The 22,927-nt window shown below is 28.2% G+C and carries 22 protein-coding genes; 17 read left to right on the top strand and 5 right to left on the bottom strand.

Annotated features, from left to right (window positions below; translation table 11 throughout):
• Positions 1-38 precede the first annotated feature (38 nt).
• From AC07E4_RS16710 to AC07E4_RS16690, 5 genes are all read right to left on the bottom strand, one after another.
• On the bottom strand, positions 39-227 hold the full coding sequence (locus AC07E4_RS16710) for an alpha/beta-type small acid-soluble spore protein (RefSeq protein ID WP_034440255.1): 189 nt from the start codon (positions 225-227) through the stop codon (positions 39-41).
• Positions 228-309: 82 nt separating this feature from the next.
• The gene (locus AC07E4_RS16705; protein ID WP_034440255.1) at positions 310-498 is read right to left on the bottom strand and encodes an alpha/beta-type small acid-soluble spore protein; all 189 of its coding nucleotides are present in this window, start codon (positions 496-498) and stop codon (positions 310-312) included.
• A gap of 69 nt (positions 499-567) precedes the next feature.
• Positions 568-768, bottom strand: a complete 201-nt coding sequence (locus AC07E4_RS16700) for an alpha/beta-type small acid-soluble spore protein (protein ID WP_034440253.1) — start codon at positions 766-768, stop codon at positions 568-570.
• 38 nt (positions 769-806) lie between these two features.
• A complete protein-coding gene (locus tag AC07E4_RS16695) occupies positions 807-1,004 on the bottom strand; it encodes an alpha/beta-type small acid-soluble spore protein (protein WP_034440252.1) in 198 nt (65 codons plus the stop codon).
• Positions 1,005-1,094: 90 nt separating this feature from the next.
• Positions 1,095-1,232: a hypothetical protein gene (locus AC07E4_RS16690; protein ID WP_158644451.1), complete on the bottom strand. Its 138-nt coding sequence runs from the start codon at positions 1,230-1,232 to the stop codon at positions 1,095-1,097.
• Between the two features lie 571 nt (positions 1,233-1,803).
• Between AC07E4_RS16690 and AC07E4_RS16685 the strand changes: the two genes are divergently transcribed.
• From AC07E4_RS16685 to fliY, 17 genes are all read left to right on the top strand, one after another.
• Positions 1,804-2,877, top strand: a complete 1,074-nt coding sequence (locus tag AC07E4_RS16685) for an undecaprenyldiphospho-muramoylpentapeptide beta-N-acetylglucosaminyltransferase (RefSeq protein ID WP_034440251.1) — start codon at positions 1,804-1,806, stop codon at positions 2,875-2,877.
• 781 nt (positions 2,878-3,658) lie between these two features.
• Positions 3,659-4,972, top strand: coding sequence for an MBL fold metallo-hydrolase RNA specificity domain-containing protein (locus AC07E4_RS16680; protein WP_478217012.1), 1,314 nt, complete (start codon positions 3,659-3,661; stop codon positions 4,970-4,972).
• A 225-nt stretch (positions 4,973-5,197) separates the two neighbouring features.
• Positions 5,198-8,716 carry a pyruvate:ferredoxin (flavodoxin) oxidoreductase gene (nifJ, locus tag AC07E4_RS16675; protein WP_040329492.1) on the top strand — a complete coding sequence of 1,173 codons (3,519 nt, stop codon included), beginning with the start codon at positions 5,198-5,200 and terminating at the stop codon, positions 8,714-8,716.
• A gap of 649 nt (positions 8,717-9,365) precedes the next feature.
• Positions 9,366-9,740, top strand: a complete 375-nt coding sequence (locus AC07E4_RS16670; protein WP_040329491.1) for a DUF1292 domain-containing protein — start codon at positions 9,366-9,368, stop codon at positions 9,738-9,740.
• A 677-nt stretch (positions 9,741-10,417) separates the two neighbouring features.
• Positions 10,418-11,059: an HAD-IB family hydrolase gene (locus tag AC07E4_RS16665; protein WP_040329489.1), complete on the top strand. Its 642-nt coding sequence runs from the start codon at positions 10,418-10,420 to the stop codon at positions 11,057-11,059.
• A gap of 8 nt (positions 11,060-11,067) precedes the next feature.
• Positions 11,068-11,874 (top strand): aminotransferase class IV, encoded by an 807-nt coding sequence (locus AC07E4_RS16660; protein ID WP_478217011.1) that lies wholly within the window; start codon positions 11,068-11,070, stop codon positions 11,872-11,874.
• A 121-nt stretch (positions 11,875-11,995) separates the two neighbouring features.
• Complete coding sequence (locus tag AC07E4_RS16655; protein ID WP_040329485.1) at positions 11,996-13,762, top strand: DUF342 domain-containing protein; 1,767 nt, start codon at positions 11,996-11,998, stop codon at positions 13,760-13,762.
• 11 nt (positions 13,763-13,773) lie between these two features.
• Complete coding sequence (locus tag AC07E4_RS16650; RefSeq protein WP_040329512.1) at positions 13,774-14,220, top strand: chemotaxis protein CheW; 447 nt, start codon at positions 13,774-13,776, stop codon at positions 14,218-14,220.
• A 9-nt stretch (positions 14,221-14,229) separates the two neighbouring features.
• Positions 14,230-14,718 (top strand): chemotaxis protein CheD, encoded by a 489-nt coding sequence (locus AC07E4_RS16645; protein ID WP_040329484.1) that lies wholly within the window; start codon positions 14,230-14,232, stop codon positions 14,716-14,718.
• A 30-nt stretch (positions 14,719-14,748) separates the two neighbouring features.
• Positions 14,749-15,804 (top strand): protein-glutamate methylesterase/protein-glutamine glutaminase, encoded by a 1,056-nt coding sequence (locus tag AC07E4_RS16640; protein ID WP_040329483.1) that lies wholly within the window; start codon positions 14,749-14,751, stop codon positions 15,802-15,804.
• Positions 15,805-15,809: 5 nt separating this feature from the next.
• On the top strand, positions 15,810-16,574 hold the full coding sequence (locus tag AC07E4_RS16635) for a CheR family methyltransferase (protein WP_040329482.1): 765 nt from the start codon (positions 15,810-15,812) through the stop codon (positions 16,572-16,574).
• A gap of 11 nt (positions 16,575-16,585) precedes the next feature.
• Positions 16,586-19,003, top strand: a complete 2,418-nt coding sequence (locus tag AC07E4_RS16630; protein WP_040329480.1) for a chemotaxis protein CheA — start codon at positions 16,586-16,588, stop codon at positions 19,001-19,003.
• 14 nt (positions 19,004-19,017) lie between these two features.
• Complete coding sequence (locus AC07E4_RS16625) at positions 19,018-19,632, top strand: chemotaxis protein CheC (RefSeq protein WP_040329479.1); 615 nt, start codon at positions 19,018-19,020, stop codon at positions 19,630-19,632.
• On the top strand, positions 19,625-19,984 hold the full coding sequence (locus AC07E4_RS16620; protein WP_040329478.1) for a response regulator: 360 nt from the start codon (positions 19,625-19,627) through the stop codon (positions 19,982-19,984). The genes AC07E4_RS16625 and AC07E4_RS16620 overlap by 8 nt, the downstream gene beginning before the upstream one ends.
• Positions 19,985-19,995: 11 nt before the next feature.
• Positions 19,996-20,394, top strand: a complete 399-nt coding sequence (locus AC07E4_RS16615; protein ID WP_040329476.1) for a chemotaxis protein CheW — start codon at positions 19,996-19,998, stop codon at positions 20,392-20,394.
• Between the two features lie 31 nt (positions 20,395-20,425).
• Positions 20,426-21,421, top strand: a complete 996-nt coding sequence (gene fliM / locus AC07E4_RS16610) for a flagellar motor switch protein FliM (RefSeq protein WP_040329474.1) — start codon at positions 20,426-20,428, stop codon at positions 21,419-21,421.
• Positions 21,414-22,580 (top strand): flagellar motor switch phosphatase FliY, encoded by a 1,167-nt coding sequence (gene fliY / locus AC07E4_RS16605; protein WP_478217010.1) that lies wholly within the window; start codon positions 21,414-21,416, stop codon positions 22,578-22,580. The genes fliM and fliY overlap by 8 nt, the downstream gene beginning before the upstream one ends.
• Positions 22,581-22,927: the final 347 nt, after the last annotated feature.

Raw genomic sequence — 22,927 nt, 5'->3', positions numbered from 1 at the left:
TGCATTAGCATATTCCTTTATTATTTTTTAATTCATTATTATAAACTTTTTTCGTAAGCTTCAACCATTTTTTTAACCATTTGGCCACCGATTGAGCCTGCTTCTCTAGATGTTAAATCTCCGTTATAACCATCTTTAAGAGTAACTCCTACTTCTCTAGCGGCTTCCATCTTAAATTGATTTAATCCTTCTTTAGCTTCAGGAACTAATACTCTATTTCTGCTCATAATCATTGCCTCCTTAATTTAATGGTATTTTATATAATATATTACGAATTTGAAAGTATATTATATAATGATTTTATTCATCTTATAAAGATTTTTCGTAAGCTTCAACCATTTTTTTAACCATTTGGCCACCAATTGAGCCTGCTTCTCTAGATGTTAAGTCTCCGTTATAACCATCTTTAAGAGTAACTCCTACTTCTCTAGCGGCTTCCATCTTAAATTGATTTAATCCTTCTTTAGCTTCAGGAACTAATACTCTATTTCTGCTCATTTTTATTGCCTCCTTAATTAAATGGTTTATATTTTAAAGTTATATTATAAGATATATTAAATTATAGTATTATAATGATTTTTCATAAGATTCAACCATTTTTTTAACCATTTGGCCACCGATTGAACCAGCTTCTCTAGAAGTTAAATCACCATTATATCCTTGTTTTAAGTTAACTCCAACTTCGTTTGCAGCTTCCATTTTAAATTTATTTAATCCTTCTTTAGCTTCAGGAACTAAAAGTCTGTTACTTCCATAATTGTTACTCATAAAATACATCTCCTTATATATATAAATTTATTGTAGTATTATAATGATTTTTCATAAGATTCAACCATTTTTTTAACCATTTGGCCACCGATTGAACCAGCTTCTCTAGAAGTTAAATCACCATTATATCCTTGTTTTAAGTTAACTCCAACTTCGTTTGCAGCTTCCATTTTAAATTTGTTTAATCCTTCTTTAGCTTCAGGAACTAAAACTCTATTGTTACTATAGTTACTCATAACAAATACCTCCATATATAAGATTTTAAATTTGTAAAGATACTATTTTAAAAAGTAATATCTTTTGGGTATAAATGAATCTTAGAAAGTTTACTCCATAGAATTCATTTGAGTTTTATTTTGTTTTCTATTTTGTTTTTGTTCACATTGTACTTCTGAATTTAATTCATTATATTTATTTTCTGAACTAAATTGATTTCCTTGACGTTTGTTTTTTGTCTTTCCCATTTCTTTTGTCACCTCCTTTGTTTGGTGTAATGTTATTTTAACCGAATATAAAACTTTTATTTTATAACTTTAAAGGAAAGTTGTGAATATAATGTTTCTTTTGTAACAAATTAGGATATAAGTAATATATAAAAAAATAAAAAAATATTATATAATATATAATGTAGGGATTATTAATATAAAAATTATAAAAAAATATTGATATATTAATAAAATAGCTACTTGTAGTCAATAAAATCTAATTTTAATTTAAAAATTGAAAAATATCAGTTATAAGTTAAAGGTAGGTTATAGGACATTATAGGAATTCAAGTTTAAACTTTAAGTTATGCATATTTTAATTCTAAGTTTTAATTTATATATTTTAATAGGTATTTCTATTGTAAATTATCAACTGGTTCCAAAGAGAAAGCTATTAATTAAATTTAAAATTAAGATTATGAATCAATAAAATGTATAAACTCAAATATTAGCTTGGAAACCTATGCATATACTAAAGTTAAATTTAGCATGTAAATTATTAAGTTTATTTTGTTAAAAGAAATTAGCATTTATTTTAGGAGGTTTCATTTTGAAAGATAAGAAAAAAATAATTTTAACTGGAGGCGGAACAGCAGGCCACGTTACACCAAATATAGCGCTTATGCCAAAGTTAAAAGAGTTAGGTTATGATATAGAATACATAGGAACAAAAGAAGGTATAGAAAGAAAACTTATAGAAGAAATAGGTGTAAAATATCATGTGATATCAAGTGGAAAACTAAGACGATATTTTGATTGGAAAAATTTTAGTGATCCTTTTAAAGTAGTAAAAGGGGTATTTGATGCAAAGTCTATATTAAAGAAAGAAAAACCAGATATAATATTTTCTAAGGGTGGATTTGTTTCAGTACCAGTAATATTAGCAGCTAAGTCTAGAAAGATTCCAGTGATAATACATGAGGCGGATATGACACCAGGACTTGCAAATAAAATATCTATGCCATATGCAACAAAAATTTGTGTAACATTTAAAGAAGCATTAAATCATGTAGATAAAAGCAAGGCAGTTCTTACAGGGCTTCCAATAAGACAAGAATTACTTCAGGGAAGTAATTTAGAAGCACTTAAAATATGTAAATTTAAATCTGAAAAACCAATAATATTAGTTATTGGAGGCAGTTTAGGTTCTAGATTTATAAATAATGCTGTAAGAGATAATTTAGATGAACTTTTACAAAAGTTTAATATAATACATGTTACAGGAAAGGGAAATTTAGATTCATCTATAGAAAAAGAAGGATATATTCAATTTGAATATGTAAAAGAAGAATTACCGCATTTTATGAAGTGTGCATCAATCATAGTTTCTCGTGCTGGAGCTAATACTATATTTGAAATTTTAAGTCTTAAAAAACCAAATCTACTTATACCACTTTCAGCTAAGGCAAGTAGAGGCGATCAAATATTAAATTCTAGATCTTTTGAAAAAGATGGATATAGTATGGTTATAGAAGAAGAAGAAATAACATCAGAGTTATTTTTAAATAAAATTAATGAGTTATATAATAATAGAGAAAAGTATATTAATGCTATGTCAAAAAGTGAAGTTAAAGATAGTATAGATAAAATAATTGAACTTATAGAAAAGTATAGAAAGAAATAATATATTATTAAAATAAAAAGAGACCTTAAGGTCTCTTTTTATTATATAGGAATTAAAAATTTTATATAAAAACAATAAAAAAATATATAGGAAAACAAGTTGAAAAATGAAATTATTCAAATATTAAATGAGAATAGTAGTATTCCAAGAAACAGGAATTATTTAAAACGTTATTCATAAAAATCTCAAAGAAACTCTAATGAATTTGCTATTTTATTTCCAAGACTAAACGGCTATAAGTGAACTAAATTAAGAGCTATGTAATTAAATTCTAGTCTATTTTTCATAACTTTTCATCAGTAATTCACATTAATAAAATTCATTATTGATGTGAATTACTTCCTTGATTTATAAAAAATATACATTGAATTTTCAATTACATATTTCTAAATTTAGTTCACACGACGTCCTGTCTAGGCAGTCGCTGAACCCGTCCTTGGGTTCAGGTCTTGAAAATAAAACACAAATTAATAAGAGTTTCTAAATCAATTTTAAAAGAAATACTAATTTAAATAATTCCTGTTTCTTGATGAAAGAAAAAAGTTTTTCAATTGATAAATCTGCTATTTTGAATTTGAACTTGGATACCCTTAAGAGTGAGACTAGCTCGGAATCATTTTATAGTAAGTATTTCTTTTGAAAACAATATATTTACAGTTTAAAAAATAGTTTTGAATTTGAGCTTGTTTCCCTATAGCATGAAATTTATTTTTATAAATAAAATTTATTTAGGAGAAACTATTTATAAAGTAAGAATAAATTTAAGCTTAGAGGTGATTTTGTGGAAATTAAATTTTGTGGTGCTAATAAATGTGTGACAGGGTCTTGTCATCTATTAAAAATAAATAATAAACAAATTTTATTAGATTGTGGTAAGTTTCAAGGTGAAGATGAAAAAATAGGAAACAATGAAGACTTCATATTTAATCCAAAAGAAATCAGTTTAGTGATATTATCACATACACATATAGATCATAGTGGTAGAATTATGTTGTTGTATCAACGAGGATTTATAGGAAAAGTTATATGTACAAAAGCAACAGTAGATTTATGCAAAATTATATTAGAACAAAATGAAGAATTATCAAAAAAAGAAATTGAAAGTTACTTAGATAAATTTGAGGGGTATGACTATAATCAAGTTATAAAGATAGATGATAAAATTCAACTTGTTTTTAAAGATGCAGGACATATGTTAGGGTCAGCAATATGTGAACTAAATATAAAAGAAAATAATAAAAATATAAAATTAATATACAGTGGAGACCTAGGAAACTTAGATTTACCTTTAGTTAAAGATCCTGAAAAAATATATCGTGGTGATTACTTAATATTAGAAAGTACTTATGGCGATAGAGTACATAAAATAAAAAGAAATGAATTTGCGAAGCTTATAGATATTATAAGGGATATTACTGAAAAACAAGGAAATGTGCTAATTCCAGCTTTTTCATTAGGTAGGACTCAAGAGATACTATATACATTAAATAAATTTATAGAAAAAGAAAAGTTAAAGGTAAAAGTTTACGTAGATAGCCCTTTAGCGTCAAAAATAACAGATGTTTTTGAGAATAATTTTGAGTATTTTGATAAACAAGCTAAAAAATATATAGAACAAAATGATAATCCACTAGATTTTAAAAATTTATATTTCACAAGTTGTATAGATGAATCTAAGGAACTTAAAAACTTAAAAGGTGTTGTTATTATAGCTGCAAGTGGTGATTGTAACAAAGGTAGGATAATTCATCATATTAAAAACAACATTGAAGATGAAAATAGTGCATTAGTATTTGTGTGTTCGCAAGGAAATAAAACATTAGGACGAGAAATTTTAGAAGGTAAGAAAGAAGTAACAATTTTAGGTGAAACATTAGAGGTTAAAAGTAAAATCTATAACTTGCAAAGTTTATCAGGTCATGGTGATTGTGAAACTATAAAGGGCTGGATAGACAATTTTTTAGAGAAACCAAAAAAAATATATTTAGTTCATGGAGAGGAAATTGTACTTTCAAAATTTAAGGAAAATTTAGAAAAAGCAGGATATTCCGTGAAAATACCTAATTATGGAGAAAGCGAAATCATAGATAGTTAAAAATATAACAAAGAAAGTAAAGGAATAATACTTGAAATTTAGTTAGGATGGCATTATTATTATAAATGAAGGATGTATAAAATGTTATTTTAATAAAAATATTATAAGGTTAGGTTTTTTTGACTTTTTAAGCAAATTTTTTTGTTATTAGAATAATTATATTATTTAGAATTTTTTGCTTAAAATGAAATCTTAAAGTAAATATAAAGAAAGAAGGTTTGGACGATGAGACAAATGAAAACTATGGATGGAAATACAGCTGCTGCTCACGTAGCATATGCTTACACAGATGTAGCTGCAATATATCCAATAACACCATCATCACCAATGGCAGAACACTGCGATGAATGGGCTGCCCAAGGAAGAAAAAACATCTTTGGTCAAACTGTAAAAATGATGGAAATGCAATCTGAAGCAGGAGCAGCAGGAGCAGTTCACGGATCATTACAAGGAGGAGCATTAACTTCTACATTTACAGCTTCTCAAGGATTATTACTTATGATTCCTAACATGTATAAAATAGCAGGAGAATTACTACCAGGTGTATTTCACGTAAGTGCTAGAGCTTTAGCAGCTCAAGCATTATCAATCTTTGGAGATCATCAAGACGTAATGGCTGCAAGACAAACAGGTTTTGCATTACTTGCAAGTAATAGTGTTCAAGAGGTAATGGATTTATCACCAGTATCACACTTAGCTGCAATAGAAGGAAGAATACCATTCTTAAACTTCTTTGATGGATTCAGAACTTCACATGAAATACAAAAAATAGAAGTTTGGGATTATGAAACATTAGCTAAATTTGCAAATATGGATGCTGTAGAAGCATTTAGAAATAGAGCATTAAATCCAAATAGCCCAGTAACAAGAGGAACAGCTCAAAACCCAGACGTATACTTCCAAGCTAGAGAAGCTTCAAACAAGTTCTATGATGCAATTCCAGAAACTGTTGAGAAGTATATGGAAATGGTAAATAAAGAAATCGGAACAGACTATCACTTATTCAATTACTATGGAGCAGCAGATGCTGAAAGAATGGTAATAGCAATGGGTTCAGTTTGTGATACTATAGAAGAAACAATAGATTATTTAACAGCACAAGGAGAAAAAGTAGGTTTATTAAAAGTTCGTTTATATAGACCATTCTCACTAGAACACTTCTTTAAATATATACCAAAAACTGTTAAGAAAATTGCAGTTTTAGATAGAACTAAAGAACCAGGTTCAGCTGGAGAACCATTATATCAAGATGTAAGAAATGCATATTATGAATGTAGTGAAAAACCAGTTATAATTGGTGGAAGATATGGACTTGGATCAAAAGATACAACTCCAGATCAAATAGTAACTGTATTCGATCACTTAAATGGAGAAAACTTAAAGAATGGATTTACATTAGGTATTAATGATGATGTAACTCATACTTCAATAGATATTACAAGAAGCATAAATGTTGCTGATGAAGGAACTACAGCTTGTAAATTCTGGGGATTAGGATCAGATGGTACAGTTGGAGCGAATAAAAGTGCAATAAAAATTATCGGTGATAATACTGATATGTATGCTCAAGCATATTTTGCATATGACTCTAAAAAATCAGGTGGAATAACAGTTTCTCACTTAAGATTTGGTAAAAAACCAATAAAAGCAACTTATTTAATAAACGCAGCTGACTATGTTGGATGTCACAACCAATCATATGTTACAAAATATGATGTTTTAGCTGGAATTAAAGACAATGGAACATTCTTATTAAATTGTATCTGGGATGAAAAAGAATTAGACAAACATTTACCAGCATCAATGAAGAGATACATTGCAGAACATAATGTTAAATTCTATACAATTAACGCTGTAAAAATAGCTCAAGAAATAGGCTTAGGCGGAAGAATTAACATGATAATGCAAGCTGCATTCTTTAAATTAGCTAACATAATTCCAGTTGAAGAAGCTGTTAGACATTTAAAAGATGCTGTAGTTAAATCTTACGGTAAAAAAGGCGAAAAAGTTGTTAACATGAACAATGCTGCTATAGATAAAGGAATAGAATCAATTGTTGAAGTGAATGTTCCAGCATCATGGAAAGATGCAGTAGATGAAGCATTACCAATGAAATCAAAACCAGATTTCGTTAAGAATGTAGTTGATGTTATGAATAGACAAGAAGGAGACAAGCTTCCTGTAAGTGCATTTAATGGTATAGAGGATGGTACATTTGCTCCAGGAACAGCAGCTTATGAAAAGAGAAATGTAGCTATAAGTATTCCAGAATGGATACCAGAAAATTGTATTCAATGTAACCAATGTGCATATGTTTGTCCACATGCAACAATAAGACCATATGCAGTAACTGAAGAAGCATTAAAAGATGCTCCAAAAGCTATGAAAATTGCAGATGCTAAAGGCGGAAAAGCATTTGAAGGATTAAAATTTGTTATGACAATTTCAGCAGAAGATTGTACTGGATGTGGAAACTGTGCAGAAGTTTGTCCAGCAAAAGAAAAAGCATTAGTAATGAAACCAGCAAATACTCAAGAAGCACAAGCTGAAGTTTGGGATTTTGCTACTGAAAAATTACCAGCTAAAGCTCAAAATCCAATGGGTGTTTCTAACGTAAAAGGAAGTCAATTTGAGACTCCACTTTTAGAGTTCTCAGGTGCTTGTGCAGGTTGTGGAGAAACTCCATATGCAAAACTTATAACTCAATTATTTGGAGATAGAATGATGGTGGCTAATGCTACAGGATGTTCTTCAATTTGGGGTGGTAGTGCTCCTTCAACTCCATATACAGTAAATCATAAAGGACAAGGTCCAGCATGGGCAAACTCATTATTTGAAGATAATGCAGAGTTCGGTCTTGGAATGTTCTTAGGTGCAAACCAAATGAGAGACAAATTAGTTATAGAAGTTGAAAAAGCTGTTGAAGCTAATATAAATGCTGATTTAAAAGCATTATTAAATGAATGGTTAGAAAAGAAAAATTGTTCAGAAGCTACTAAAGAATTAGCAGCTAAAATATTACCATTACTAGAAGCTGAAAAATCAAATGAAGCATTAACAGAAGTAATAAACAAAAAAGACTTCTTTGTTAAGAGATCTCAATGGATATTCGGTGGAGACGGTTGGTCTTATGATATCGGATATGGTGGAGTTGACCACGTTTTAGCAACTGGTGAAAATGTTAATATTTTTGTATTTGATACGGAAGTTTATTCAAATACAGGTGGACAATCATCTAAAGCAACTCCAACTGCAGCTATAGCTAAATTTGCAGCATCAGGTAAGAAAACTAAGAAAAAAGACTTAGGTATGATGGCAATGAGCTACGGTTATGTATATGTTGCTCAAATAGCAATGGGTGCTGATCAAAATCAAACACTTAAAGCTATAAAAGAAGCAGAAGCATATGATGGTCCATCATTAATAATTGCATATGCACCATGTATAAACCATGGAATCAAAAATGGTATGGGCAAAACTCAATTAGAGTCTAAATTAGCTGTTCAATCAGGATACTGGTCATTATATAGATTTAATCCAGTATTAAAAGAAGAAGGAAAAAATCCATTCTCATTAGATTCTAAAGAGCCAACACTATCATTTAGAGATTACTTAATGGGTGAAGTAAGATATGCATCTCTTCTAAAATCATTCCCAGAACAAGCAGAAGCATTATTTGCTAAAACAGAAGCTGATGCTAAGGAAAGAAGAGAAAACTACAAAAGACTTGCAGAACAACAATAGTCTTTAAAATATATAAAACAGTCTCGAATTTATATTTGAGACTGTTTTTTTATTTACTATAGAAATATAAGTTAAAATTTTAAGTTATTCATATTTTAGTTGAGAAAGAGCAATTTAAAATGTTATACAAAATTAACAATTAACGATGAACAATTAACAATGAAGGATAAAACCGATGTCTCAGTTTTTTAAAATCAAATTTTATAATAATTTGCAGAGCAAATTAGTGGAAAACAATATAAAAACTTAGTTTTTAGGTATTTCTATTTTAAATATTAGGAATGAGATGAGTAATATTAACCATAACTGTCAATTATCAATTTTCAATTGTCAACTGGTTCCAAATATAAAAATAGGAATAAACTGCAACTCTAGAATTATCATTTGATAAATTTGTTATTTTAAATATTAGAAATGAATAATATATTTAATAACTGTAAATTAATAAAGTTGATGAAGTTTGTTTTTGTAAAACAATATAAAAATAATGAAATGCATATTTTTATGAATAGGATTAATTTTTAATTATGAAATATTTATATTAAATGTGAATTTTAAATAAAAATTATATTTTTATAACAAAAAGCTTTTAAAATATTAGATTTAAGGGTACAATTAATACATAACGAGATACAGGAGGTATTTAACAATGAGTGACGAAAAGAAATGCGGATGTGGATGTGGCTGTGAAGGTACAGAAGAAGTAAAACATGATGGATGTGGATGCGGACATGATCACAACCATGAAGATTCAGATTGTGGATGCGGATGTGGATGTGAAGATCACGAAGTTTTAACAGTTGCATTAGAAGATGAAGAAGGAAATAGCATTATTTGTGAAATAGTAGATGGTTTTGTATTTGAAAATAACGAATATGCATTAGTTCAAAATCCTGAAGATGATTCAGTTTACTTATTTAAAGTTGTTGGTGATGATGAAATAGGAGAACTAGTAGTTCCAGAAGACGACGAATATAATGCTGCAAGAGCATATTATGAAAATGAAGTAGCTTCTCAAAACTAATGAAATATGAAAAAACCGTTGTAAAAGACGGTTTTTTTTATTTAAAAATGAAAATAATATATAAGTATAGGGTTTGAAAATTAAAATTTTAGTTATTTATGTTTTGGGTGAAAATGGGCAGTTTAAAGTGTTGTACAAAAATTAAAAATTAATTATGAAGAATGAAATTGAAGTCTCAGTTTTTTTGAATCAATTTTTATGATAATTTGCTAAGTAAATTAGTTAAAACATATATTACAAAAATATTCTAATTAATAGTTAGAGTTACTATTAAAACTATGATTAGTAAGAATATTATAATGGGGAATTTATTCTCCAAAATGAACTTTTTATGGATAAATATTATATTAGTTTTATTTGAAGTACAAATAAAACATTGTAGAGGGGATTTCAATCCCCGGGGATATTCAGCATCATTGTTAATTACTAACTGTCAACTGGTTCCAAATATAACAATGTAATAAACTGCAAGATAAGTAGTACCATTTGAGTAAGAGATTACTTTGAATTTCAGCTTGAAACCCTATAAAATACTAAATGTATAAGTTGAAAACTAAATTTTGAATAATATAAAGGTATATGAATATAAGTAAAAATATTCTATAATAATATTAATAAATGAGAACAAATATTAAAGATTAAATTTATTTAAATATAAAATAGGAACTGGAGTATATATGGAAAAATTAGCTATATTTGATGTAGATTACACTATAACTAAAAGGGAAACCTTATTTGAATTTTATATGTTTATGATAAAGAAAAAGCCTAAAGTTGTATTGCACGCACCGAGAAATATAATATCAACTATATTATTTTGTTTAAAGATTAGAGATGCTTCAAAGGCAAAAGAGACATTTATAAGATTTATAGATGGCATAGAAGATGTTGAAATGAAGTGTTTGGTTAAAGAATTTTATGAAGAAAGATTGTGCAAGATTTTTTATAAAGATGCAATTGAAATGATGAAAAAGTTAAAAAAAGAAGGCTGTAAGATATATTTAATATCTGCATCAGCTGAATTCTATTTAAATGAATTATATAATATAAAAGAAGTTGATAAGGTGATTGGAACAAGATTTAAATTAGAAAATAATATCCATAAACCTAAGATAGAGGGGGAAAATTGCAAAGGTGAAGAAAAAGTTATAAGGCTTAAGGAAGAGTTAAAAAAAGATAATATTGAGGTGGATTTTAAAAATTCTTATATGTTTTCTGATTCATTATCAGATATGCCATTATTCAAATTGGTAGGAAATCCATATTTAATAAATTATAAGAAAAAACATGATTATATAAAAATACTAAAATGGAAGTAGGGGTAAAAATGAGTGAAGCTTTAAAAGAATATTTTATATACAATGGGGATGAATATTTAACTAATGAATATGAAAAATTTAAATTGCAAGGCAATAATCAAATATATGAAGTTATAAGAATAATAGAAGGTAAACCATTATTTTTTAAAGAACATATGGAAAGATTGAGAAACTCAAGAAGAATGATTTCTAATAAAGATAGTATAAGTGATGATAAAATAATACAGTCTTTTGAAAAGCTTGTCACATTAAACAATGTTAAAGAAGGAAATGTTAAAGTTATATTACAAGAAGAAAATTTTATTATGTTTTTTATAAAACATAGTTACCCTACAGAAGAAATGTATAGGAATGGTATAGATACTATATTATATTTTGGTGAAAGAGAAAATCCTAATGCTAAAATCATAAATAATGATTTTAGGAATAAAGTTGATATAGAGATAGACAATAAAAATGTGTATGAAGCTATTTTAATTGATAGAAATGGAAATATAACAGAAGGAAGTAGATCTAATATTTTCATGGTTAAAGATGGAAACGTAATCACTTCTCCTGTAAAAAATGTTTTACCAGGTATAACTAGGATGAAGATATTAGAAGCTTGTAGAAGATCTAATATAAAAGTAATTGAAAAAGAAGTTAATTATAAAGAAATTGAAGATTTGGATGGAATGTTTATTTCAGGAACATCACCAAAAGTTTTGCCAATAAGAAACTGTGAAAATATAAAAATAAATTCTCAAAGTAATGAATTAATTCAAAAAATATTAAAAGAATTTAACAAAATAATAAAAGAGGATATAAACTATTAAAAATTAGTGAAAAAGATAAAGTTATAGGGACTTTTGACGATAATTTATATAAAACATGGGTATTAATTATCTAAATAAGTTCCACAAAGATAAAAAATATTTTAGCTTTGGAGGGGAATAGATGGGGGATTTAAAAAGTAAAGGCATAGGTCTTATAAAGTTTGAAAATAATCAGATTATTATTATTGATCCAAAAGAAGGAAACTTACCAGCTAGAATACTACCTTCATTAGATGTGGCGGTTATAATAGATGGTAAAGAAGTTTCAATTCCATCAGAAGTTCATGAAAAAAATAAAATAGAACTTAAAATAAAAAAAGAATCTATACCTAAGAGAGAAATCATATTAAATGTCTCAGAAGATAAAATGGAAGCATGTATAACTATTAAAGAAGAAAAATCTTATAAATATAAGATAAGAGAGTCTTCATTTGCTCCTGTTTTTGTTCCAGCTCTTGAAATAGAAGCAGAAGTTACAGCACCTAGATATACAGAAATCGAATTATTGTCACAATTATCTAAAATGGGAATCATTTATGGTCTTGACAATGATAATATAAGATGGTGTTGTAACAATGATATGGTTGAAAATGTAATCATAGCAAAGGGAAAGAAATGTGTGGAGCCAATAGATGATAAAGTAACATTATTTTTTGACGACAATAAAGAAGGAAAGCTTATAGAAGATGAACAAGGTAATGTGGATTTCAAATCTATAGGTAATGTTGCAAATGTTAAGACGGGTGAACTAATAGGTCAATTAGAAATTGGTAAAAATGGAGAAATTGGATTTAATGTTTATGGACAAGTAGTGAAGCCACATAGAAAAAAGGAAAAAAGAATATTTGCAAAAGATGGATGTAGAATACTTGACAATAAAGTTTATGCAACAATTGATGGTAGACCTAATATTAGAGGAACTGTATTTTCGGTAGAAAAAGTATTAAAAATATCTGGAGATGTAGATATATCGAAAGGCAATGTAAGTTTTATAGGTGATGTTATAGTAAGTGGTGATGTAAAAGAAGATATGAAAGTAGAAAGTGGAAACAATATATTAGTTAATGGTAACACTTTGATTGCAACTTTGATTGCAGAAGGTGACATAGAAATAAATGGTAATGTTATATCGACTAATATATGTGGTGGAAATTTTAGTGCTGAATATATAATTTATGTTGATAAGTTAGAAAAATTTTATCAAGTTATAAGTAATATTTATGAAAATTTAATAAAAATAAATCACAGAAATCTTTTAACAACACATATAAATGAAAAAGAATTAATAAATGCAATTATAGATTCTAGATTTAAGAATTTTAACATGGATTTAAAAATTTTAATAAATATGATGGAAAAACAATATGATGTTGAGAATGAGTTTTATAGATTAATTAAATCAAAGATGTACACCACATATTTTTCAAGTTTTGAAAGTATTGATGAAATAAAAAAAGCAGTTTCACTATTAGAAAAAAGGCTATATGATATAAAATCAAAGAATAAAAGAAAATCTGATTTGTATGTAAATTATGTTCAAAATAGCACCATTAGTATGTCAGGGTCAATATATGTTAATGGACAAGGTATTTATAAATCAGAAGTCACTGCACTTGATAGTATCTACTTTTTAAAGAACAGTAGCATAATGAGAGGTGGAGTATTAGTTGCAGAAAATGAAATAAAGGCTAAAATAGTTGGAACACCTAATGCTGTTCAAAATATATTAAAGGTGAAAAAACATGGACATATATATGTTGATAATGCATACTATAATACAAAATTTATTGTAGGTAATAAAATTTATGTGCTTGAAGAAAATAGCAGAGATGTCCACGTTTATTTGGATAAAGATGGTGAAATATGTGTAGAAAAATTAAAAATATAGAGGGTGAATGCATGAGTAATGAAATAAAGATGTTGGTCTTTATGATAGGAGATCAATTTTATTCTGGAGATATTATGGAAGTGGAAAGAATATTAAATTATGAAGAATTAGCAGAATTGCCAGATTCTCCACAGTTTTTAAAAGGAATAATGAATTATGAAGGAAATATTCTACCAGTTATATCACTATCAGAAAAATTTAATAGATTTACAAATGAGAAAAGTAATGACTCAAAAATAATAGTAACAAGAGATGGCGATAGAAAGATAGGAATTATAGTTGATTCTGTGTCAGAAGTAAAGTCAGTTAAAGAAGAAGTGATAGAAGAATCACCAGAAATGGTAGCAGATATTTCAAAAAGATATATAAAGGGATTTATAAAGGAAAAAGATAGAATAATAATATTTTTATCACTTTCAACTATATTATCAGAAGATGAAAAAGAACTTGTGTATTAAGGTGAAAATATGGAATGTAAAAATATAAAAATTGGTATAGGCGATTTAAATATAGCAAAAGATCCAGACACGTTAATGACTATTGGACTTGGTTCTTGTATTGGGATAGCTTTATTTGATAAACGTACTAAAATAGGTGGACTTGCACATATAATGCTACCAGACAGTACTAAGTTTACAAAAGTGACAAATGAACTAAAATTTGCTGATTTAGCAATACCTATTCTTATAAAGAAAATGACACAAGCAGGAGCAAATAAAAGCTTAATAAAAGCTAAAATTGCTGGTGGAGCATCTATGTTTAGTTTTTCAGATAAAAGCATGAATATGGATGTAGGAGAAAGAAATATAAAAGCCGTAAGAGAAGTTTTAAAACAGAACAATATATCTATAGAAGCAGAAGATGTAGGTGGAAATAAAGGTAGGACAATTACATTAAGTACTGTAAATGGTATGTTACAGATTAAAACTATTGGGCTAGGCATTAAAGAAATTTAAACTATAATTTTTTATGGAGAGTGATGCTTTATGAATACTAAGTTGAAAGTTATAGTTGTTGATGATTCCGCACTTATGAGAAAAATAATATCTGACATGATAAATTCAGAAAGTGATATGGAAGTTGTAGCAACTGCTAGAAATGGACAAGATCTTTTAAAAAAACTAGATGAAGTAAATGCAGATATTATAACATTAGATATTGAAATGCCTATAATGGATGGGATTACTACACTTAAGAAGTTAAAAGAAAAAAGAGTAGATTCAAAAGTCATTATGCTTAGTTCATTAACAAAAGATGGTGCGGAAATCACTATGGATTGTCTTCAATTAGGTGCTTTTGATTTTGTATGTAAGCCTTCAGGATCTATATCACTAGACATAGATATAGTAAAAGAAGATTTAATAGATAAAATTAGAAATGGAAAAAAAACATTAAAAAGTTCATTTGCAATGAAAAATAGAACAAAACCTTCGTTTGTAGAGAGAACAAAAAGAAGTGAAGTTAAAAGGATTAGTAAAATAAGTGCAGTTGCAATTGGGGCTTCTACTGGAGGACCTAAAGCGTTATACACTGTTATTACAGCATTACCTAAAAATCTTGATGTTCCAGTATTTGTCGTTCAACATATGCCAGTAGGATTTACTAAAGCATTTGCTGAAAGATTAGATAGATCAAGTGGGTTAAAGGTTGTGGAAGCAGAACATGGCATGCATATTGAAAAAAATGTTGTTTATGTAGCTAAAGCAGGATACCATATGGAAGTTGAAAGAAATAGTATTAAACTTGTTGACAGTGCTCCTGTTTGTGGAGTAAAGCCAGCAGTAGATAATTTATTTATTTCATGTGCAAAAGTATATGGAAATGGACTTTTAAGTGTGGTATTAACAGGAATGGGAAGAGATGGTTCTAATGGAACTATTGAAATTAAGAATAAAGGTGGCTATACAATATCAGAAGATGAATCTACATGCGTAATATATGGAATGCCGAAAGCTGCATTTGAAACAAACAAAGTAGATGAAGTACTGCCATTACACCATATTTCAAGTAGAATAGCTAAGATAGTTAGAGGAGTTGAATAAGAGTAATGGATTTTAAACCGTTAGAGGCATGGGTAAAAAAAGAAATAGGAATAGATTTAACAGCATATAAATCAAATCAATTGCATAGAAGAATTCAAAGTTTAATGACAAGAGTTGGAGTAAGTACAATTGATGAGTATATAAAGCTACTAAAAAGTGATTTAGGCCAAAGGGAAAAATTTATAGATTACTTAACTATAAATGTTACAGAGTTTTTTAGAAATCCTGAGATATTTAATGAATTTAAAGATGTTATAAAGAGTGATTTTCAATATAATACTCCTTTAAAAATTTGGAGTGCTGCTTGTTCCATAGGAGCTGAACCATATACTTTAGCAATGATATTAGATGAAATGTCACCAGGTGTAAATCATAAAATTTTAGCTACTGATTTAGATAATACCATACTAAATAAAGCTAAAAAGGGTCAATATAATTCTTTAGAAATAAAAACTGTGCCACAACAATTGCTTAAAAAATATTTTGCAAATGATGGTGGAGTGTACAATATAGATAATAAATTAAAAAAGAATATAACTTTTAAAAAACATGATTTAATTTTAGATAACTATGAAAATAATTTTGATATAATAGTTTGTAGAAATGTAGTTATATATTTCAATCAAGATGTAAAAGACAAAATATATGAAAAATTTAGCAAGTCCTTAAAAAAAGGAGGGATACTTTTTGTAGGTGCTACAGAGAGTATATATAATTACAAAGCATTTAACTTTGAAAAAGTATCTACTTTTATTTATAGGAAGCTTTAAGGAGGAATAATATGGATACGTCTCAATACCTTTCAATGTTTTTAGAAGAGTCAATGGATAATCTTCAAACTTTAAATGAAAGTCTCCTTATTTTAGAACAAGAGCCAAATGATAAAGAAATATTAGATCAAATATTTAGGGTGGCTCACACTATTAAAGGCATGGCTGCAACTATGGGTTATAGCACTATGGCAGAACTTACTCATAAAATGGAAGATGTATTATCTAAATTTAGAGAAGGAGAACTTAGTGTTACTCCAAAAGTTGTAACAGTATTATTTAAATGCTTGGATACCTTAGAAAATATGGTTAATACTATTTCAGATGGTGATGAGTTAGATATGGATGTATCAGAAATAGTAGAACACTTAGAAGGAATTTCACAAAGTGAAGTATCAGAAGAGGAATCTGACACTAAAGAATTTGTTGAAGATGAAGAAATTGAAAATAATGCATTAGAAGAGAATGTTGTTAATTTTAACGAATATGATTTAAATGTTATAAAACAAGCTGAAGATAGTGGGTTTAATGCATTTAATATTCATATCAAATTAGATGAGGGTACTATATTAAAGTCAGCTAGAACATTTATAATAGTACAAAAATTAGAAGAATATGGAGAGATAATAAAAGCTTATCCTACTTTAGAAGATTTAGAAAATGAAAATTTTGATTTAGATATAAATTTTGCATATGTAACTAAAGAATGTAAAGAAAAGATACAAAAATCACTGGAAGATATTTCAGAAGTTAAAAATGTAGATGTTTTTGAAATAGCTAAAAGTAGAGCAAATCTAGTATCTCAAAATTGCAATTTAAATGAATATGACTTAGATGTTATAAAACAAGCTAGACAGAACGGATATAATCCTTATAATATAAATATAGAACTAGATGAAGGAACTTTATTAAAGTCAGCTAGAGTATTCATTATAATGCAAAAACTAGAAGAATATGGAGAAATTTTAAAATCTAATCCAGTACTTGAAGATTTGGAAAATGAAAATTTTGATTTAGATATAAATTTTGTTTATTTAACTCAAAAAAGTTCTGAAGAAATTGAAAATGCAATTAAGTCAATTTCAGAAATTAGCTTAGTATCGGTAACAGAAATAGATGAAAAATCTGCAAGTAGTAAGCCAAAAGAAAACAAAATTAAAGAAAATGCTAATAATAAAGAAGTAAAAAAAGAAGAGATAAAACCTAAAGAAATAAAAAAGAATTCTAGTGAAAAACCAAAAACTGAAAAGAAAAAAGCAAATGAGAAAAATGGTTCAGAAAAACATCCAAAGGGAAGAACTGTTGGACAATCTGTTAGAGTTGATTTAGAGAGACTTGATAAATTTATGAATATGGTTTCTGAGCTAGTTATTCATAGAACAAGATTAGAACAAATAAGTTCAAATCATAAAATACCTGAACTAAATGAAACTTTGGAACAAGTGGCTAGAAGTACATCTGATTTACAAGACTTAGTAATGAAAATTAGAATGTTATCTTTAGATACTGTATTCAATAGATTCCCAAGAATGATAAGAGATTTATCTATAGAACTTGGAAAAGAATTTGATTTTGAAATACAAGGACAAGATACAGAGCTTGATAGAACCGTAATAGAAGAAATAGGTGAACCATTAATCCACTTATTAAGAAATGCTGCAGATCATGGAATTGAAAGTCCAGAAGAAAGAATTAAACAAGGAAAAGATCCTCGTGGTAAGATAAAACTTATTGCGTATTCAGAAGGTACTAAAGCGGTAATAAAAGTTGAAGATGATGGTGCTGGACTAAAAGTAGATAAAATTAGAGCTAAAGCTGAAAGAGTAGGTATAAATACTGAAGGAATGACTGAAAGTGATATTAAAAATTTAATATTTAGTCAAGGTTTTAGTACTAACGAAGTAGTTACAGACGTTTCTGGTAGAGGCGTAGGAATGGATGTTGTAAAAACAAAAATTTCTACACTAGGTGGATCGGTAGAAGCTATAAGTGAAGAAGGTAAAGGAACTAGCTTTATAATTAGACTTCCACTAACATTACAAATTATCCAAGCTTTACTAGTAAAGGTTGGAACAGAAACTATGGCTATATCTTTAGGATATATAGATAGAGTTATAGAATATAAAGATGAAATGACTAAGAAGACTAATAATAAAGAAGTAATTATATATAACGATAATATAATTAACCTTATAAGAGTAAATGAAAAATTAGGTTTAGAAGAAGTAAATCATGGAAAAAAATATGTAGTAATAGCTAAAATTGGAGAAAAAGAAGTTGGATTACTTGTAGATTCTCTATTAGGACAACAAGAGATAGTTATTAAATCTTTTGGAAAAACATTAAAGAATACTGATGAATATATAGGAGCTACAATCTTAGGAGATGGACTAGTAACACTAATATTGGATGTTGCAGCCTTAATATAAGGAGGTGTTAAGACTTGGAATATAGCAAATTTAGTGATATTGAGTTAGATGCTCTAAGAGAAGTCGGAAATATTGGAATAGGAAATTCAGCAACAGCACTATCTAAACTTTTAAATAAAAAAATCGATATAACTTTTCCTAAGGTTAATCTAATTAGATACGAAGAATTATTTGAAAGTGATTGTGAAAGTTGTGTTTATGCAGTTGTTACAAGAGTTTTAGGTGAAGCTCCTGGAAATATGCTTTTCATAATAGAAGAACAATCTCTAATAAATATAGTTGGTAGTCTTTGTGGAAGTTATAATGATGAAATAAATGAACTTGGAATTTCAGTTTTAGGCGAAATAGGAAATATAATCTCAGGTACGTATATAAATGCAATAGCATCGCTTACCAATTTACAACTATCATTGTCTGTTCCAGCAATAGCATCAGACATGATATGTGCAATTTTAACTACAACGTTTATGGAAGCTGGACAGTATGGAGATTATGTTTTAGATATTGAAACGGAATTTGTTCAAGAAAATGAAACTTTGAATGGGCATTTTTATTATGTTCCGATGCCTGGTTCACTAGAAAAAATACTAAAATCTTTAGGAATAATGGAGGGAAATTTAAATGGCTAAAGTATTAATAGTTGATGATGCAACGTTTATGAGAATGATGATAAAGGATATATTAGAAAAGAATGGATTTACAGTTGTGGGAGAAGCACCTAACGGTATTAAAGCAGTTGAAATTTATAAAGCAGAAAAACCAGATGTAGTTACTATGGATATAACAATGCCTGATATGGATGGTATTGAAGCAGTTAAAGCTATCAAAGCTTTTGATCCAGCAGCTAAAATAATAATGTGTAGTGCGATGGGTCAACAAAGCATGGTAATGGATGCCATAAAGGCAGGTGCAAAAGATTTTATAGTTAAGCCGTTCCAAGCAGATAGGGTTTTAGAAGCTATAAATAAAGTAATTGGATAGGGGGAATTGTGATGCAAGTTGTTGTATTTAAGATTGGGGATGAACAATTTGCTGTTGAAACTAGCAAAGTTCAAAGCATAAGTGATATGACTAATATTACAATGGTACCCAAAGCTCCAAGCCATATAAAAGGACTTATAAATTTAAGAGGAATAATAATAACAATATTAGATATCAATTTAATATTGGATATGAATCCTAGTTATGCAGAGGAACAAAACATTATAATCTTAAACTTAGAAGATGAATCAGTTGGCATAACTGTTGATTCTGTAGATGAAGTTTTAGACATAGAAGATAGTTCCGTAGAAAGAGCTTTAGGAGAAAAGGAAAAGATATTTATCAAAGGGGTAATAAACTTAAAAGATAGAATTATAACTTTATTAGACTTTGATAAAATTAATATATAAAAATCTACGTATATAGGAATGAGGTAGAGTAATGTCAGAAGTATTGTCTCAAAGCGAAATAGATGCTCTTTTGCTTGCTTTATCTTCTGGGGACTTAGAGGCAGAATCATTAGAAACCAAAGAAGAAAAAGTAAAGGCTAAGCCTTACGATTTCAGAAGGCCTCAAAAGTTTACTAAAGATCATATAAGAACTTTGGAGCTTGTTCATGATAATTACAGTAGAATAATTTCTAATTATTTAACTGCACAGCTTAGAAGTAATATAAAGGTTAGGGTAGAGAGTGTTCAGCAAATAACTTATGAAGAGTTCATACACTCTGTACCTAATCCGACAGTGCTTACACTTTTTAAAATGCCACCATTAAGTGGGGATATATTACTTGAAACAAATGCAGAGTTTGTTCTTAGAATGTATGATGTTTTAGCAGGAGGTTCAGGTTATAAGAAGCCTAAATTAAAAGAACTTACAGAAATAGAAAAAAATCTTATAAAGGTTTTAAATGCTGGGTTAATTTCTAATTTAAAACTTGCATGGGAAGATATATTAGATGTTGAACCAGAGATAAATGATATAGAAACAAATCCAGCGTTAAATCAAACATTAGCACCTAATGAACCAGTTGCACTTATAACATTTACTGTTGAAATGCTTAATACATCTATGCTTATGAATATATGTATTCCATATTTAAGTATAGAAAAAGTATTAGATAAATTAGTTACAAGATATTGGTTTAGTGATGAAGATGAGGATGTTAATAGAGAATCCAAAACTAAAGTAAGAAAGAATTTAGATTCAATTAATGTAGAAGTATCATCTGTTATAGGTAGAGCTGAAATTACAGTAGAAGATTTTTTAATGTTAAATGTAGGAGATGTTATAAAGCTTAATAGTGCTATAGATGATTCAGTAGAAGTTTATGTAGAAAAACAATTAACGTACATGGCTAAACCAGGATTAAGTGGAAAGCATAGAGCAGTTCAAGTATTAGAATTTATAGGTGAGGATGTGAATAAGTATGAATAACGAATTTCTATCTCAAGAAGAAATAGATTCTCTTTTAAATGGTGGAGATTCATCTTCTACAGAGGAAATAAGTGAAGATAGAGAAGTTTTTAGTGATATAGAAAAAGATCTTCTTGGTGAAGTTGGAAATATTTCAATGGGATCAGCGGCTACAGCGCTTTCTACTATTATTGGAAGAAAAGTTAACATAACTACACCAACAATACAAGTAAGTTCATTAAAAAAAGTAAAGGATAGTTTTGAAACACCTAATGTTGTTTTAGATGTTCAATATACTAGTGGTATAGTAGGCGGAAATCTACTTATTATGAAAATAAGTGATGCAGCTGTAATTGCCAATTTGATGATGGGCGGAGATGGAAAAGTTGAGGGAAGTCTAGAACTTTCTGAAATTGAAATTAGTGCAGTTTCAGAAGCGATGAATCAAATGATAGGTTCCTCAGCAACTTCTATGGCAACTATGTTTAGAAGAGAAGTAAACATATCTCCTCCAGTTTCAAGTATATGTGAAGAGAAAACTATACCAATATCGGAAGAAATAAATGATGATGAAGATGTAGCATTTATTTCTTTCAGAATGAATATAGATGAGTTGGTTGATAGTAATATAATGCAGGTTTTACCATTAGTTACTGCTCAAAAAATAGTTTCTATAATGATGGGGACAGAAGATTCAGAACCTCAAGCACCTGTGGAGGAAGCTCCAAAGGCGCAAGTGGCACAAACTACTTATGAGGAGCCAAAAACTGAACCAGCAAGAAGTATAGAATCACAAGTTTCGAACAGTAATTATGATTATCAGTATGAGCCTAAACCAATAGAAGATAGAGTGGAACCAGTTCAAGTTAAAGAGGCAAGTTTTTCACAGTTGCAACCAAAACAAACTATGAATTTACCTCATAACATAGATTTAATAATGGATGTTCCGTTAGAAGTTTCGGTAGTACTTGGTAGAACAAGAAAAAATATTAGAGATATTTTAGATTTAAGTGCAGGGTCGCTAATTGAGTTAGATTCTTTAGCAGAAGAACCGGTAGATGTACTAGTAAATGGCAAGAAAATAGCTTATGGAGAAGTTGTCGTTGTTGACGAAAATTTTGGCATAAAAATTACTGGTATAGTAAGTGGTGAAGAGAGAATTAAGAGTTTGGGAAGATAAAAAAAGGAGCATTTCAATGCTTCTTTTTTTATGAAACAGATTCAATATAAAAAAGATGGAAAATGCAATTATTCTTATCAACATTGAGAAATAGTAATTTAAAGTATAGTACAAAATGAACAATTAACAATGAATGGTAAAATTGAAGTCTCAGTTTTTTTAAAATCAATTTATATAATAAGTTGCTAAGCAAATTAGTTAAAACATATATTGAAAAATATTCCAATTAATATTTAGAATTACTATTAAAACTATGATTATTAAGAATATTATAATGGGGAATTTATTCTCCAAAATGAACTTTTTATGGATAAGTATTATATTAATTTTATTTGAAGTACAAATAA

It is taken from the genome of Clostridium amazonense, from assembly GCF_056431285.1.
Note: the sequence above shows the minus strand (reverse complement) of the source record. Positions and strands in the feature narration are given on the sequence as shown.

Excerpts from the sequence above, each read along its gene's own strand:
- AC07E4_RS16655 (WP_040329485.1), top strand. The coding sequence starts at position 11,996 with ATGGGGGATTTAAAAAGTAAAGGCATAGGTCTTATAAAGTTTGAAAAT.
- AC07E4_RS16645 (WP_040329484.1), top strand. The coding sequence starts at position 14,230 with ATGGAATGTAAAAATATAAAAATTGGTATAGGCGATTTAAATATAGCA.
- nifJ (WP_040329492.1), top strand. The coding sequence starts at position 5,198 with ATGAGACAAATGAAAACTATGGATGGAAATACAGCTGCTGCTCACGTA.
- AC07E4_RS16635 (WP_040329482.1), top strand. The coding sequence starts at position 15,810 with ATGGATTTTAAACCGTTAGAGGCATGGGTAAAAAAAGAAATAGGAATA.
- AC07E4_RS16665 (WP_040329489.1), top strand. The coding sequence starts at position 10,418 with ATGGAAAAATTAGCTATATTTGATGTAGATTACACTATAACTAAAAGG.
- AC07E4_RS16660 (WP_478217011.1), top strand. The coding sequence starts at position 11,068 with ATGAGTGAAGCTTTAAAAGAATATTTTATATACAATGGGGATGAATAT.
- AC07E4_RS16705 (WP_034440255.1), bottom strand. The coding sequence starts at position 498 with ATGAGCAGAAATAGAGTATTAGTTCCTGAAGCTAAAGAAGGATTAAAT.
- AC07E4_RS16690 (WP_158644451.1), bottom strand. The coding sequence starts at position 1,232 with ATGGGAAAGACAAAAAACAAACGTCAAGGAAATCAATTTAGTTCAGAA.
- AC07E4_RS16640 (WP_040329483.1), top strand. The coding sequence starts at position 14,749 with ATGAATACTAAGTTGAAAGTTATAGTTGTTGATGATTCCGCACTTATG.
- AC07E4_RS16670 (WP_040329491.1), top strand. The coding sequence starts at position 9,366 with ATGAGTGACGAAAAGAAATGCGGATGTGGATGTGGCTGTGAAGGTACA.
- fliM (WP_040329474.1), top strand. The coding sequence starts at position 20,426 with ATGTCAGAAGTATTGTCTCAAAGCGAAATAGATGCTCTTTTGCTTGCT.
- AC07E4_RS16700 (WP_034440253.1), bottom strand. The coding sequence starts at position 768 with ATGAGTAACAATTATGGAAGTAACAGACTTTTAGTTCCTGAAGCTAAA.
- fliY (WP_478217010.1), top strand. The coding sequence starts at position 21,414 with ATGAATAACGAATTTCTATCTCAAGAAGAAATAGATTCTCTTTTAAAT.
- AC07E4_RS16620 (WP_040329478.1), top strand. The coding sequence starts at position 19,625 with ATGGCTAAAGTATTAATAGTTGATGATGCAACGTTTATGAGAATGATG.
- AC07E4_RS16710 (WP_034440255.1), bottom strand. The coding sequence starts at position 227 with ATGAGCAGAAATAGAGTATTAGTTCCTGAAGCTAAAGAAGGATTAAAT.
- AC07E4_RS16695 (WP_034440252.1), bottom strand. The coding sequence starts at position 1,004 with ATGAGTAACTATAGTAACAATAGAGTTTTAGTTCCTGAAGCTAAAGAA.
- AC07E4_RS16630 (WP_040329480.1), top strand. The coding sequence starts at position 16,586 with ATGGATACGTCTCAATACCTTTCAATGTTTTTAGAAGAGTCAATGGAT.
- AC07E4_RS16650 (WP_040329512.1), top strand. The coding sequence starts at position 13,774 with ATGAGTAATGAAATAAAGATGTTGGTCTTTATGATAGGAGATCAATTT.
- AC07E4_RS16615 (WP_040329476.1), top strand. The coding sequence starts at position 19,996 with ATGCAAGTTGTTGTATTTAAGATTGGGGATGAACAATTTGCTGTTGAA.